The organism is Mycobacterium florentinum (assembly GCF_010730355.1).
Taxonomy (GTDB): domain Bacteria; phylum Actinomycetota; class Actinomycetes; order Mycobacteriales; family Mycobacteriaceae; genus Mycobacterium; species Mycobacterium florentinum.
In genome coordinates, this window is sequence record NZ_AP022576.1 from 4,841,642 (window position 1) to 4,856,348 (window position 14,707).

Below are 14,707 nucleotides of genomic sequence, written 5' to 3' on the forward strand. Positions count from 1 at the left end.
TTTCCCAACGCGTGCGCTGTCGGCGGTTTACTGCCATTTCTTTTTCGCCTCCGCTTACTCGTCTTCGGAAGCCGGCTGATACCGGGGGAACACGCCGGTGGGCGCCGGCAATACCGTGCCAGGGATTAGCCGCGCGGCGATCGCGACAAACGTCCGCTGGTCGTCGGACTGCCCGAGCAGGTCCAGCAGCTTGCCGGCCGACTCCGGCATGACCGGCGCAACCAGCAGTGCCGCGATGCGGACCGCCTCGCAGGTGGTGTACAGGACGGTGCGGAAGCGCACCTGATCCGCCTCGGAGTCGCTCTTGCGCAACACCCACGGCTGCTGGGCCGAAAAGTACTTGTTTGCCTCGCCCAGCATCAGCCAGATCGCTTCCAGCGCCAGGTGCATCGCCTGGTCGTCGAAGTGGGCCCGCACCCGCTCCAGCAACGAGTCGGCGCGATCGAGCAGCTCGGTGTCGGCGGCGGTGAATTCGCCGGGTTCGGGCATCACCCCGTCGAGGTTCTTGGCGATCATCGACAGTGACCGTTGGGCCAGGTTCCCCAGCTCGTTGGCCAGATCGGTGTTGATCCGGTTGATGATGGCTTCCTCGCTGTAGCTGCCGTCCTGACCGAACGGCACCTCACGCAGCAGGAAGTAGCGCAGCTGGTCCACGCCGAACGCGTCGGCCAGCGCCACCGGGTCGATGGTGTTGCCCACCGACTTGCTCATCTTCTCGCCGCGGTTGTGCAGAAACCCGTGCGCGAAAACCCTTCGCGGGAGCTCGATTCCGGCCGACATCAGAAACGCCGGCCAGTAGACCGCGTGAAATCTGATGATGTCCTTGCCGATCATGTGCAGATCGGCGGGCCAGTAGCGGCGGAACAACTCCGAGTCGGTGTCGGGGAATCCGGCGCCGGTGAGGTAGTTGGTCAGCGCGTCGACCCAGACGTACATGACGTGGTCGGGGTGGTCGGGCACCTGCACGCCCCAGTCGAACGTGGTGCGCGAGATCGAGAAATCGGTCAGCCCACCGGAGACGAAGCTGACGACCTCGTTGCGGCGCACCTCGGGACCGATGAAGTCGGGGTTGGCTTCGTAGTGGGCCAGCAGCTTGTCGGTGTACGCCGAGAGCCGGAAGAAGAACGTCTGCTCCTTCTCGCTCCAGGTCACCGGGGCGCCCGTCTCCGTAGCGATGCGGGTGCCGTCGACCACCTCGGTCTCCGAGTCGCTGAAGTACCGTTCGTCGCGCACCGAGTACCACCCCGAATAGGTGGCCAGATAGATGTCTCCGGCGGCCTGCATGCGCCGCCAGATCTCCTTGGACGCCTCGTGGTGGTCGGCGTCGGTGGTGCGGATGAAGCGGTCGAACGAGATGTTCAACGCTTCCTGCATGCGTTGGAACACATCGGAATTGCGCCGGGCCAGCTCGGCGGTCGGCACGCCCGCGGCGGCCGCGGTCTCGGCGACCTTCTGGCCGTGCTCGTCGGTGCCGGTCAAGAAGCGCACGTCGAAACCGTCGAGCCGCTTGAAGCGGGCGATCGCGTCGGTCGCGATGTATTCGTAGGCGTGACCCACGTGCGGCGCACCGTTTGGATACGCGATCGCAGTCGTGACGTAATAGGGCCTCATCGAGATTCACCCTATTGTGTGCGCGTGAGCTCCAGCCGACCTGGTAAACGAGAAGCACCGCCCGCGCCGGAGCCGTTGGCGCCGCTGATCGATGCGCACACTCACCTCGACGCCTGCGGTGCCGATGACGCCGACGGTGTGGTGGCCATCGTCGAACGTGCCGCGGCGGTCGGAGTGAGCGCCGTCGTGACGATCGCCGACGATCTGGACTCGGCGCGCTGGGCGGTCCGGGCGGCCGGCTGGGATCCACGGGTATACGCCGCGGTGGCGTTGCACCCGACGCGCGCCAACGCGCTCGACGACGACGCTCGCGCCGAGATCGAGCGGCTGGTGGCCGACCCGCGCGTGGTGGCCGTCGGCGAGACGGGCATGGACCTGTACTGGCCCGGCCGGCTGGGCGGTTGCGCCGCGCCCGATGTGCAGCGAGAGGCCTTCGCCTGGCACATCGACCTGGCCAAGCGGTGCGGCAAACCGCTGATGATTCACAACCGGGACGCCGACGCCGCGGTGCTCGAAGTGCTGGACGCCGAGGGTGCGCCCGACACCGTGATCTTTCACTGCTTTTCCTCGGACGCCGCCATGGCCCGCCGCTGTGTCGACGCCGGGTGGTTCATCAGCCTGTCCGGCACGGTGAGCTTCCGTAATGCGCACGCGCTGCGCGAAGCCGTGCCATTGATTCCGGCCGAACTGCTGCTGGTGGAAACGGACGCGCCCTTTTTGACACCGCATCCTTATCGTGGCGCACCCAATGAGCCGTATTGCCTTCCTTATACTGTTCGAGCGATCGCGGAAGTGGTCGATCGTCCAGCCGACGAGCTGGCGCAAGTCACGACCGGCAACGCCCGGCGGGTCTACGGACTCGCCGAATCGGACGGGTGATCTGCACAACACATTCGTGCCGGAGTTGCTCCAGGTTGACCGGTTCGTTACCGTCTTGTGATCGAATCGTTGGTTTGTTGCACTGTTGTCTAATGCTGCCGGGTAGGTCGTTAAGTGGTTGCTGAGGTCGGGGTAGACGCGCGTTGACTGTATTGACAAGGCTTCATCAGACCCCGTCGCCGATGCTGCGCCTGATAGTCGGCGGACTCCTTCTGGTACTCGCATTCGCCGGTGGCTTCGCGGTCTCGGTATCCAAGACGGTGACGTTGACCGTCGACGGCATCGCGATGCGGGTGACGACGATGAAGTCGAAAGTCATCGACATCGTCGAAGAGAACGGCTACGTCGTAGGTCAGCGCGACGATCTGTATCCCGCCGCCGATGTCCAGATTCACAATGCCGACAAGATCACGCTGAGGCGAAGCCGCCCGTTGCAGATCTCGCTCGACGGCCGCGACACCAAGCAGGTGTGGACGACGGCATCCACCGTCGACGAGGCGCTGGCCCAACTAGCGATGACCGACACCGCCCCCGCCGCCGCCTCGCGCGCCAGCCGGGTTCCGCTGGCCGGCATGGCCCTCCCGGTTGTCAGCGCCAAGACCGTCCAGATCAACGACGGCGGCACGATCCGCATGGTGCACCTGCCGGCGCCGAACGTCGCGGGATTGCTCAATGCCGCCGGCGTGCCGCTGCAGGACAGTGACCAGGTGGCGCCCGCCGCGACGGCGCCGATCGTCGACGGCATGCAGATTCAGGTGACGCGCAACCGCATCGAGAAGGTCACCGAGCGAATCCCGTTGCCGCCCAACGCGCGCAAGGTCGAAGACCCCGACATGAACATGAGCCGCCAGGTGGTCGAAGATCCGGGTAGCCCGGGCACGCAGGACGTCACGTATGCGGTGGTCACGGTCAACGGCGTGGAGACCGGTCGGCTGCCGATCGCGAACATCGTGATCGCGCCCGCCCGCGACTCCGTGGTGCGGGTGGGTACCAAACCCGGTACCGAGGTGCCCCCGGTGACCGACGGATCCATCTGGGATGCGATCGCGGGCTGCGAGGCCGGTGGAAACTGGGCGATCAACACCGGCAACGGCTATTACGGCGGCGTGCAGTTCGACCAAAGCACCTGGGAGCGCAACGGCGGGTTGCGATTTGCCCCGCGTGCCGACCTCGCCAGCCGCGACGAGCAGATCACCGTCGCCGAGGTGACCAGGGAGCGTCAGGGTTGGGGCGCGTGGCCGGTGTGCAGCGGAAGAGCCGGTGCACGCTGACGATCCAGCTGCTCGGACGCACCGATATCAGGCGGCTGGCCAAAGAACTTGAGTTTCGGCCACGAAAATCGTTGGGCCAGAATTTTGTCCACGACGCCAACACGGTCCGGCGGATCGTTTCGACTTCCGGAATCGGTCGCGCCGACCACGTCCTGGAGGTAGGCCCGGGTCTCGGCTCGCTCACGCTGGCGCTGCTCGACCGCGGCGCCACGGTCACCGCCATCGAAATCGACCCGGTGCTTGCCGAGCGGCTGCCGCAGACCGTCGGCGAGCACTCGCACAGCGAGATCCAACGGCTGACCGTGCTCAACCGCGACGTGCTGAACCTGCGGCGCGACGAGCTGGCCGTTGAACATGGTCAAGCGCCGAACGCCGTCGTCGCGAACCTGCCCTACAACGTCGCGGTCCCGGCGCTGCTGCATCTGCTGGCCGAATTTCCGTCCATTGCGACCATGACCGTGATGGTGCAGGCGGAGGTCGCCGAGCGGCTGGCCGCCGAGCCGGGCGGCAAGGAATACGGCGTGCCCAGCGTCAAGGTGCGTTTCTTCGGCCGGGTTCGCCGGTGCGGCATGGTTTCGCCGAACGTCTTCTGGCCGGTGCCCCGCGTCTACTCCGGGCTGGTCCGCATCGACCGGTACGACACCGCGCCGTGGCCCACCGACGACGCCTTCCGGCGCCAGGTCTTCGAATTGGTCGATATCGCCTTCGCCCAACGGCGCAAGACGTCGCGCAACGCGTTCTCAGAGTGGGCGGGCTCGGGCAACGAGTCGGCAAATCGATTGCTGGCGGCCAGCATTGATCCCTCCCGCCGCGGCGAGACGTTGTCCATCGACGACTTCGTGCGGCTGCTGCGTCGCTCCGGGGACCCGGCGCAACCGCAGGCCTCCGGCGGCTGACTGCGGCGTTTGTAAGGCGCGGTTGCGTGTGGTTGGGTGCCCGCAGCGATAGTCTGCTGCGGTGGCGGAGGTTGGCTGGGTGATTGCGGATGGCTGACGGCAACACCGCTGCGCAGTGGGTGCCCACCGGGTCGGTCACCGTTCGCACGCCCGGAAAGGTCAACCTGTACCTCGCGGTCGGCGATTGCCGCGAGGACGGCTATCACGAGCTGACGACGGTGTTTCAGGCCGTCTCGCTGCTCGACGAGCTGACGGTGCGCAACGCCGACGTCTTGTCGCTCGAGCTCGTCGGCGAGGGGGCCGACAAGCTGCCCACCGACGAACGCAACCTGGCCTGGCAGGCCGCCGAGCTGATGGCAGAGCACGTCGGCCGCGCGCCCGACGTCTCGATCATGATCGACAAATCCATCCCGGTGGCCGGCGGCATGGCCGGTGGCAGCGCGGATGCCGCGGCGGTGCTGGTCGCGATCAACTCGCTATGGGAACTCAACGTCCCGCGCCGCGATCTGCGCATGCTGGCCGCGCGGCTGGGCAGCGACGTGCCGTTCGCCCTGCACGGCGGCACGGCGCTGGGCACCGGCCGGGGCGAGGAGCTGGCCACCGTGCTGTCCCGCAATACCTTCCACTGGGTGCTGGCCTTCGCCTACGGCGAGCTGCTCACGCGCAAGGTGTTCGGCGAACTCGACCGGCTCCGGGAAGCCGCGGACACGCCGCGGCTCGGCGAGCCCGGGCCGGTGCTGGCAGCGTTGGCCACCGGCGATCCCGAGCAGCTGGCGCCGTTGCTAGGCAACGAATTGCAGGACGCGGCGGTGAGCCTGAGTCCGGCGCTGCGGCGTACGCTGCGCGCCGGCGAGGAGGCGGGTGCGTTGGCCGGGATCGTCTCCGGTTCCGGCCCGACGTGCGCGTTTCTCTGCACGTCAGCGGCCTCGGCGGTCGATGTCGGTACGCGGCTGTCGGGGGCCGGTGTGTGCCGCACGGTGCGGGTCGCCAGCGGTCCGGTGCCGGGCGCCCGCGTGGTCCCGACGCCGATGACCGACGACTGAACATGCTGTGAAATCCGACTCAAATTGCCGAAATGGTGGGTTGTTACTTAAGAGGAGTTTAAGATAACTCGCGGTGACGACTATCGATCAGCTCGAGCATTCGGTCCGGCCGTCCGCCGGGAGTCGCGGTGGACGGCCGATTGGTCGATGCCGGCCGGGCTCGGCGGGTCGGGGTCGTCGTGCCGATCGGGCAACCGGATACGGCGTTGCTGACCAGTCGCTATTTCGAGATCTAACCGCTTCCCAACTGTGCTCGCGTGCCTGCTGCAAAGTGTTGCCTGACGAGCGGAACATGAAAATCCGGGTCTTGGGGATAGCGCCGGAACCGAGGAGGTTTGCGTGAGCAGGTTTACCGAGAAGATGATCCACAATGCCCACGTCTCGAAGAAGGGCATGGTCACCGGTGAACCCCACGCACCTGTTCGGCACACCTGGGGCGAGGTCCACGAGCGCGCGCGCTGCATCGCGGGCGGCCTGGCCGCCGCCGGCATCGGGCTCGGCGACGCCGTCGGGGTGCTCGCCGGCTTCCCGGTAGAGATCGCCCCCACTGCTCAAGGGTTATGGCTGCGCGGGGCCAGCCTGACCATGCTCCACCAGCCCACCCCACGCACGGACCTGGCCGTGTGGGCCGAGGACACCATGAACGTCATCGGCATGATCGAGGCCAAGGTCGTCATCGTCTCCGAGCCCTTCCTGGTCGCCATCCCGGTGCTGGAAGAGAAGGGCATCAAAGTCCTCACCGTCGCCGACCTGCTCGCGTCGGAACCGATCGACCCCATCGAGGTCGGCGAGGACGATCTGGCGCTGATGCAGCTGACGTCCGGCTCGACCGGCTCGCCGAAGGCCGTCCAGATCACCCACCGCAACATCTATTCCAACGCCGAGGCGATGTTCATCGGCGCGCAGTACGACATCGACAACGACGTGATGGTCAGCTGGCTGCCCTGCTTCCACGACATGGGCATGGTCGGCTTCCTCACCATCCCGATGTACTTCGGCGCGGAGCTGGTCAAGGTCACGCCGATGGACTTCCTGCGCGACGCGCTGCTGTGGGCCAAGCTGATCGACAAGTACAAGGGCACCATGACCGCGGCGCCTAACTTCGCCTATGCGCTGCTGGCCAAGCGGCTGCGCCGCAACGCCAAGCCGGGTGACTTCGACTTGTCCACCCTGCGCTTCGCGCTGTCCGGCGCCGAGCCCGTCGAGCCCGCCGACGTCGAGGACCTGCTGGACGCGGGTAAGCCGTTCGGCCTGAAGTCGTCGGCGATCCTGCCGGCCTACGGCATGGCCGAGACGACGCTGGCCGTGTCGTTCTCGGAGTGCAACGCCGGTCTCGTCGTCGACGAGGTGGACGCCGACTTGCTGGCCGCGCTGCGCCGGGCCGTGCCCGCCACCAAGGGCAACACCCGCCGCCTGGCCACGCTCGGCCCGCTGCTGAAGGACCTCGAGGCCCGCATCATCGACGAGCAGGGCAACGTGATGGCCCCGCGTGGTGTCGGCGTCATCGAGCTGCGCGGTGAGTCGCTGACCCCGGGCTACCTGACCATGGGCGGTTTCATCTCCGCGCAGGACGAGCACGGCTGGTATGACACCGGCGACCTCGGCTACATCGACGAGAACGGCCACATCGTGGTCTGCGGCCGCGTCAAGGACGTCATCATCATGGCCGGCCGCAACATCTACCCGACCGACATCGAGCGGGCCGCCTGCCGCGTCGACGGTGTCCGCCCCGGCTGCGCCGTGGCGGTCCGCCTGGACGCCGGACACTCCCGCGAGACGTTCGCGGTCGCGGTCGAGTCCAACGCCTTCCAGGACCCGGCCGAGGTGCGCCGGATGGAGCACGAGGTCGCCCGCGAGGTGCTCAAAGAGGTCGACATGCGGCCCCGCAACGTCGTGGTGCTGGGTCCTGGGACCATCCCGAAGACGCCGTCGGGCAAGCTGCGCCGGTCCAACTCCGTCACCCTGGTCACCAGGTAGCGCTTCGGCGCCGAGTGTGCGCTGAGGGCGGCGACACGCCGATCAGCGCCACCCTGGACGCCCACTGAATCCGGACTACCAGGCGTGCACGCGGTTCTGCGCGGGCTCTAGCCCCAGTTCGATCAGCAGCTCGGTGGCGTCGGCCGCCTGCTCGCAGATCGCGGGGACCTCCGGCCGCTCGCCGGCGGTGAATGTCTCCAGCACGAACGCCGCCGGGTCTTTGCGTCCGGGCGGACGCCCGATCCCGATGCGGACCCGCTGAAAATCCTTGGTGCCCAGCGCCGAGGCCACCGAACGCAGCCCGTTGTGGCCGCCCTCGCCGCCGCCGATCTTGAGCCGGATGCGACCGAAGTCGAGGTCGAGTTCGTCGTGGATGACGACAATGTCGGCCGGCGCCACGGAGTAGAACTTAGCCAGCGGACCGACCTGGCGGCCGGACTCGTTCATGTAGCAGCGCGGCTTGGCCACCAGCACCGAATGTCCCGCGAGCCGGCCGCTGACGACTTCGGCGCCGGAGCGCTTGTGCACCTTGAACTTTGAGCCCAGCCGTGCGGCGAGCAGGTCGGCAACCATGAACCCGAGGTTGTGCCGGGTTCGGGCGTAGTTGTCTCCGGGATTGCCCAGGCCGACCACCAAAAGCGGTTCGGCCACGTCGACGGCCGCCTACTCGGACTCTTCTTCGGAGGCCTCGGCTTCGCCGGCCTCCTCTTCGGCGGCTTCGGCGGCCTCGCCGGTCTCGCCCGCGCCCTCTTCCTCGAGGTCTTGGGCGGTCGGCGCGTTCACCACGTTCACCACCAGCGTCTCCGGGTCGGAGATCAGGTTGACGCCCGACGGCAGCGCGATCTGTCCGGCGGTGAACTGGGTGCCCGGTTCGGCGTCCTCGACCGACACCGTCAACTGCTCGGGAATCGACAGCGCCTCGGCCTCGATCTCGATGGTGTTGGTCTCCTGGGTGACCAGTGTGTCCGGTCCGGCCTCACCCTCGACGACGACCGTGACCTCGACGACGACCTTCTCGCCGCGACGCACGACCAGCAGGTCGGCGTGCTGAATGTTGCGGCGGATCGGGTGGATGTCGAGCGCCTTGGTCAGGGCCAGCTGTTCCTTGCCGGCGATGTCCAGGGTCAGCACCGCGTTGGTACCGGAGTGGCGCAGCACGGCGGCGAAGTCGTGTCCGGGCAATTCCAGGTGCTGGGGGTCGGCGCCGTGGCCGTAGAGGACAGCGGGAATCTTGCCCTCGCGGCGGGCCCGCCGGGACGCGCCCTTGCCCGTCTCGGTTCGCACCGTGACCGTGAGTTGGTTGACTGCGGACTTCTTAGCCATCGTGTCGCTCCTGTGTGCTCTGTACCTGAGTTCTCAAGGCACGGCCAGGGTCGCGACATATGTCGGTCTCCGTCGATAACGGTGCTGGCTAGACGCCTGCCACCCTCGCCGTGACGCCCGGCCAGGGTAGCGCATCGGCGCCTCAGAGCGGAAATTTGGTGCCGGTGAGCTGCTCGGACACGTCCCAGAGCGCGGTCGCGGTGGTCGGATCCTGTGCCTGCCGGCTGCGGCTGACGGGTTGGGTCCGGCCAATCCAGCCGAATTTGGGACCGATGAACGTGTCACCGGGCAGGTCCTGCGACGCGGCATACAGCGTTTGCTGCGCGCCGAAATCGGCGCTGGTGCTCACCACCCGGGTGGCGGCCACCATCAGCGCGTCGCCCAGCTTGCGCCCGGTGGCGCCCTGCAGATTGGTGTGCGAGTAGCCGGGATGGGCCGCCACGGCGCGCAGCGACGAACCGGCCAGCTTGAGCCGTCGCTGCAGCTCGCTGGTGAACAGCAGGTTGGCCAGCTTCGACTGGCTGTAGGCCAGCCAGGCCGAATACCGCCGGTTCTTCCAATTGAGGTCTTCGAAGTCGATCCGGCCGGGCCAGTGCGCCATCGACGACAGCGTCACCACCCGGTCGGTGAGCTTGGGAAGCAACAGGTTGGTCAGCGCGAAATGACCGAAGTGGTTGGTGCCCATCTGGCTCTCGAAGCCGTCGGCGGTCAGCGCGAACGGGGCGGCCATGATGCCGGCATTGTTGATCAGCAGGTCGGCCTTGTCGATCCCGTCGGCGAATCGCCGCACCGACGCCAGGTCCTGCAGATCCAGCCGGCGCACCTCGACGTCACCGGTCATGGAAGCGGCGGCGGCCTCGCCCTTGCTCGGGGTGCGCACGGCCAGGATGACGTTGGCGCCGACCCGGGCCAGCTCGCGGGCCGTGATCGCACCCAGCCCACTGTTGGCGCCGGTGACGATCACGGTGCGCCCGGCGAATGACGGTAGATCAGCAGCGGTCCAGTCGGTCATGCCCTCAGTGTCTACTAGTGCCCGGGGTCGAACTCCACGGGCAGGGTGGTGGGACCGGTGATCCCGGCCATGCCTTTCCACGGGCTCGGACCCGTCTGGCGGGCATTGGGCATGCGCTGCGTGATGATGCGCAGCCCCTCAGTGAGTTCCAGCCGCGCCAGATGAGCGCCCAGGCAATAGTGCACGCCGCCGCCGAAGTTCATGATCGGCGCCGCGCCTGCACGGGTGATGTCGAGCCGGCCGGGGTCCTCATAGACGCACGCGTCGCGGTTGGCCGCGGCGGTGTTGGCCGCCACCAGGGTGCCGGCCGGGATGCGAACCCCGGCCAAGTCGACGTCTTCGGCGGCTCGCCGGATGGTGCCGAAAATAATTGGGCAATAACGCATTAGCTCGTCAACCGCGCCGGGTACCAGTTCCGGATGCCGGGCGAGCAGCGCCCATTGGTCGGGGTGGGCGCAAAGCACCCCCACGGCCGCCGCCAGCTGGTTGCGGGTGGTGTCGGTGCCGGCGCCGAGCAGGGTGCCGCAGAGCATGACCAGTTCGTCGTGGGTGAGCCGGTCGCCGTCGTCTTCGGCGCGGATCAAATCGGAAATCAGATCGTCGGTCAAAGACGTTCGGCGTTGGGCGATCAGGTCTTCGAGGTAGGCGTCGAGTTCGTCCCACGCCGCGAGGATCGCGGGCGTGTCCTCGGCGATGTTCCATTCGAAGATTTTCTTGATCCCGTCGACCCAGGCGGAGAACAACTGCCAATCCTTGGCCGGCGCGCCCAGCAGCGCGCAGATGACCGGAGTCGGGTAGCCGCGGGCGATATCGGACACCACGTCGCAATGGCCGACCGTGGTGAGTGGTTCGACTAGCCCGCTGATGATTTCGGCGGCGACGGTTCGCAGTCGCTCGGCGGCGCGCGGCGCGAAAGCCTTCGACACCAGCCGGCGCAGGCGATGATGCACGGCGCCGTCGAGGCCCAGGATGTTGGCGGTCGCCCGGTCCCACAGCGGACCCGAGGTCACCCCCTGCGCGTCGAGTCCCAGGCCGTGGGCGGTGACGAACCGGTTGTCGCGCAGTACCGTGCGGACCGCTTCGTAGCTTAAGACCTCGGGTCCGTAGCGGCCGATCACGATGGGGGCCTGGCTTCGGGCGGCGGCCAGGATACGGTGTGCCTCCTGCGGATCGGTGAGGTGGTCGTAGGCAATTGCGGGCAATCCCGCGTCGAAAACGCTCGGGCAGTCGCTGATCAAAGTGGTCATGGCAGTCGACTATCCGGTGGCGCGCGAGCAAGACCATCCGCCGCAGCGCGTAGATGTGCGTGCCGCCGGTCGTAAATCCGCGCGGGCCGTACCGCGCATCTACGCGTTCTTGCCGATGTTTTGCCTCGGCGAGACGGCGATGCTGACTACCATGAGCCAAAATGCGGACCTACCGTCGCTAACCTGGAGCGATTTGGGCGTGAGCGAGTTGCTGCCGACCGGCACGGTGACGTTGCTGCTGGCCGACGTCGAGGGTTCGACGCGGCTGTGGGAAACCCAACCCGAGCAGATGACTGCGGCGCTCGCACAGTTGAACCGCACCGTGGACAAGACGGTGGCGGCCTTCGGCGGGGTGCGCCCGGTCGAGCAGGGTGAGGGTGACAGTTTCGTGGCGGCATTCGCGCGAGCATCGGATGCGGTGGCGTGTGCGTTGGTGTTGCAGCGGGAACCGCTGAGTCCGATTCGGCTGCGCATCGGGTTGCACACCGGTGAGGTCCAGCTGCGCGACGACGCCAACTACGCCGGGCCGACCATCAACCGCACCGCGCGACTACGCGATCTGGGCCATGGCGGGCAGACGGTGTTGTCCGGGGTCACCGAATCGCTGGTGGTGGATCGGCTGCCCGACGGCGCGTGGTTGGCCGATCTGGGTAGTTACCCATTGCGTGATCTCCCGCGCCCGGAACGGGTGGTGCAGCTGTGTCATCCGGACCTGCGCAATGAATTTCCCCCGCTTCGTGTCCGCACAGTCGTTGCATCGCACAATCTTCCGGCGCAGTTGACGAGTTTCGTTGGGCGCCAAGCAGAAATGGGGGAGTTGCGGCAACTGGTGGCGGCCAACCGACTGGTGACATTGACCGGCGCTGGGGGTGCGGGAAAGACCCGACTCGCCGTGGAAGTGGCTTCGCTGCTCAGTAGAGAGTTCGCCGATGGGATCTGGTACATGGACCTGGCTCCGATCACCATCGAGGCTGTCGTTCCCGAGACCGTGGCGCGCCGGCTGGGTCTGCCCGATCAGCCGGGCCGTTCCACCATGGAATTGCTGTTGAGGTTCTTCAGCGAGAAGAAAATGCTGTTGCTGCTCGACAATTGTGAGCACCTGCTCGAGGTCTGCGGAACGATGACCATCGAATTACTGGCAGCCAGCCCGCAATTGACGATTCTGACCACCAGTCGTGAGCCACTCGGGGTGCCCGGTGAGCTGAGCTGGCGGGTGCCGTCATTGTCACTTTCCGACGGAGCGATCGAACTGTTCACCGACCGCGCCCGTCGTGCGCGCCCCGAATTCATGGTGAGAGAAGACAACCAAGCGCTGGTGACCGAAATCTGCAAGCGCCTTGATGGCATGCCGTTAGCTATCGAGCTTGCCGCGGCACGGGTTCGGGCGCTGTCGCTATCGCAGATCGTTGGCAGTCTGCATGACCGGTTCCGCTTGCTGACCGGGGGTGCGCGAACCGCGGTACGTCGTCAGCAGACGTTGCGAGCGTCGGTGGACTGGTCGCATGCGTTGTTGACCGAGCCTGAGCAGGTGTTGTTCCGGCGGCTGGCCGCGTTCGCCGGTGGATTCGATCTGGACGCCGCCCAAGCTGTCGGTGTCGACAGCGACGTCGAAAGCTACCAGCTGCTAGACCAATTGAGCTTGCTGGTCGACAAATCCCTGGTGGTCACCGACGATACCGGCGACGGCATGAGATACCGCTTGTTGGAAACGGTTCGCCAGTACGCGCAAGAAAAGCTCGGCGAATCCGGTGAGGCGGAGCAGGTGCGAACTCGCCACCGCGACTACTACACGGCCAAGGCCGTCGATTTAGAGTCACAGAGGCTGGCCGGGGTTGAGACACTATTGCATTGGGCGCAAACGGAAATTGAAAATCTGCGCGCCGCCTACAGTTGGAGCCGAGAAAAGTCTGACGACGAAACAGCATTGCGACTGATCCTGTCGCTGCAGCCATTGTGGTTGCGGGCCGGCCGTGTCGGAGAAGCTCTAGCGGGTCTCGATGCTGTGTTAACCGACCAGGGAAACTCGCTCGTGGCACCGGCTGTGCGCACGGCCGCGGTGATCCAGCGACAGTTCTTGGCCGCCTGGGTCGGTTTTCCGACGGAGCTGGATACGGCGCAGGACGCGCTGGCCGTCGCCCGTCAGCTCGACGACTCGGCGCTGATCACCCGTGCCCTGATCGTGTGCGGGATGTCTGCCGTCTACGACGCTGAGGTGGTCCAGACCTACCTCGCCGAAGCGATCGAACTGGTCCGCGCGGCCGGTGACCGGTGGACCCTGTGCCAAATCTTGAGCCATCAGGCGACGGCGGGCGCGATGGCCGGCGAACCGACCGCAACGCGCGCGGCCGCCGAGGAGGGACGCGACCTCGCCGATGCAATCGGTGATCCGTTCTACTCACGAAACTGCAGGACCTGGCTGGTCATCGCGCTGCTGATGGAGGGGCATCTCGCCGAAGCGGCCGACGTTGCGCGTTCTCTCGCTGAGGAGGCCGAGGAGGCCGGGGATCAACTGATGAAGCTTTACGGCCGCCTGGTGTATGGCGTGGTGCTGGCCCGCCAAGGGCAGGGGCCCGCCGCGCACGCAGCGGCGCAATCCGCGCGGATAGCCGCAGAGGTGTTGGGCGGGGTGGCGGAAGACACGGTGTACGCGGTCCTCGGTGACGCCGCTTTGGCAGCTGGCGATGGTGCCGCGGCAATACAGTTTTGCGAGACGGCGTGGAAGTACACCAATCCACTGCGCGAGGTGTTCATCAGATCCACCAACGCAATCGCCCATGCGGCCTTGGCTAGCGGCGATGTGGCGAAGGCGCGCCGCTGGGCCGATGAGAACGTCGCAATGACACCGGGCTGGCAACGATTGCCGGCGCTGGTCATTCGGGCCTACATTGCGGAGGCTCAAGGCGAGCGCGGCCAGGCGGAGCGTGACGTCCACGAGGCGCTCACTATCGCCGACCGCACCCAGGCGTATCTGCATGTGGATGACGCACTGGAATGCCTTGCCCGCCTGGCCGTCGACGACGGCAATCACCAGCATGCCGCGCGTCTGATGGGTGCTGCGGAGCCCATGCGACAGCGTATGACACACGCGCGCTTCCCGATGTATCAAGCTGACTATGACACCGCGCTAGATACCGTACGGGAGGCGTTGGGCCAGAAGGACTTTGACGCGGTCTGGGCAGAAGGTGCCGCGCTGACGACGGAGGAAGCGATCGCCTACGCACAACGCGGTCGCGGTGCCCGCGGGCGACCGGCCAGTGGGTGGGGATCGTTGACTCCGGTGGAACAGGACGTGGTCCGGCTGGTCGTCGAGGGGCTGGGCAACAAGGACATCGGCGCGCGGCTGTTCATCTCGCCGCGCACCGTGCAGACCCATCTCACGCACGTCTACGCCAAGCTGGGATTAACGTCTCGCGTGCAGCTTGTGCAGGAAGCCGGCCGTCACGCCTGA

The 14,707-nt window shown here is 66.7% G+C and carries 11 protein-coding genes; 6 read left to right on the forward strand and 5 right to left on the reverse strand.

Annotated features, from left to right (window positions below; genetic code table 11):
• Nucleotides 1-54: 54 nt before the first annotated feature.
• On the reverse strand, nt 55-1,611 hold the full coding sequence (gene metG, locus G6N55_RS23060; protein WP_085219748.1) for a methionine--tRNA ligase: 1,557 nt from the start codon (nt 1,609-1,611) through the stop codon (nt 55-57).
• 18 nt (nt 1,612-1,629) lie between these two features.
• Here metG and G6N55_RS23065 point away from each other — a divergent pair, with 18 nt between their 5' ends.
• The 5 genes from G6N55_RS23065 to G6N55_RS23085 all read left to right on the forward strand — a co-directional run bounded on the left by G6N55_RS23065 (nt 1,630) and on the right by G6N55_RS23085 (nt 7,677).
• Entirely contained in the window at nt 1,630-2,490 is an 861-nt protein-coding gene (locus tag G6N55_RS23065; RefSeq protein WP_085219747.1) for a TatD family hydrolase, read from the forward strand.
• Nucleotides 2,491-2,633: 143 nt separating this feature from the next.
• Entirely contained in the window at nt 2,634-3,761 is a 1,128-nt protein-coding gene (locus tag G6N55_RS23070; protein ID WP_197747369.1) for a resuscitation-promoting factor, read from the forward strand.
• A complete protein-coding gene (rsmA, locus tag G6N55_RS23075; protein ID WP_085219745.1) occupies nt 3,725-4,657 on the forward strand; it encodes a 16S rRNA (adenine(1518)-N(6)/adenine(1519)-N(6))-dimethyltransferase RsmA in 933 nt (310 codons plus the stop codon). The genes G6N55_RS23070 and rsmA overlap by 37 nt, the downstream gene beginning before the upstream one ends.
• Nucleotides 4,658-4,746: 89 nt before the next feature.
• Entirely contained in the window at nt 4,747-5,700 is a 954-nt protein-coding gene (locus tag G6N55_RS23080; protein ID WP_085219744.1) for a 4-(cytidine 5'-diphospho)-2-C-methyl-D-erythritol kinase, read from the forward strand.
• Nucleotides 5,701-6,039: 339 nt separating this feature from the next.
• Nucleotides 6,040-7,677 carry a fatty acyl-AMP ligase gene (locus G6N55_RS23085; protein ID WP_085219743.1) on the forward strand — a complete coding sequence of 546 codons (1,638 nt, stop codon included), beginning with the start codon at nt 6,040-6,042 and terminating at the stop codon, nt 7,675-7,677.
• A 75-nt stretch (nt 7,678-7,752) separates the two neighbouring features.
• On the opposite strand, the gene pth is transcribed toward G6N55_RS23085, so the two are convergent.
• The 4 genes from pth to G6N55_RS23105 all read right to left on the reverse strand — a co-directional run bounded on the left by pth (nt 7,753) and on the right by G6N55_RS23105 (nt 11,259).
• A complete protein-coding gene (pth, locus tag G6N55_RS23090) occupies nt 7,753-8,328 on the reverse strand; it encodes an aminoacyl-tRNA hydrolase (RefSeq protein ID WP_085219742.1) in 576 nt (191 codons plus the stop codon).
• A gap of 12 nt (nt 8,329-8,340) precedes the next feature.
• Nucleotides 8,341-9,000, reverse strand: coding sequence for a 50S ribosomal protein L25/general stress protein Ctc (locus G6N55_RS23095; protein WP_085219741.1), 660 nt, complete (start codon nt 8,998-9,000; stop codon nt 8,341-8,343).
• 142 nt (nt 9,001-9,142) lie between these two features.
• Nucleotides 9,143-10,012 carry an oxidoreductase gene (locus tag G6N55_RS23100; RefSeq protein ID WP_085219739.1) on the reverse strand — a complete coding sequence of 290 codons (870 nt, stop codon included), beginning with the start codon at nt 10,010-10,012 and terminating at the stop codon, nt 9,143-9,145.
• 14 nt (nt 10,013-10,026) lie between these two features.
• Nucleotides 10,027-11,259 carry a cytochrome P450 gene (locus G6N55_RS23105; protein ID WP_085219737.1) on the reverse strand — a complete coding sequence of 411 codons (1,233 nt, stop codon included), beginning with the start codon at nt 11,257-11,259 and terminating at the stop codon, nt 10,027-10,029.
• A 199-nt stretch (nt 11,260-11,458) separates the two neighbouring features.
• Between G6N55_RS23105 and G6N55_RS23110 the strand changes: the two genes are divergently transcribed.
• Nucleotides 11,459-14,707 (forward strand): LuxR C-terminal-related transcriptional regulator, encoded by a 3,249-nt coding sequence (locus G6N55_RS23110; protein WP_456299227.1) that lies wholly within the window; start codon nt 11,459-11,461, stop codon nt 14,705-14,707.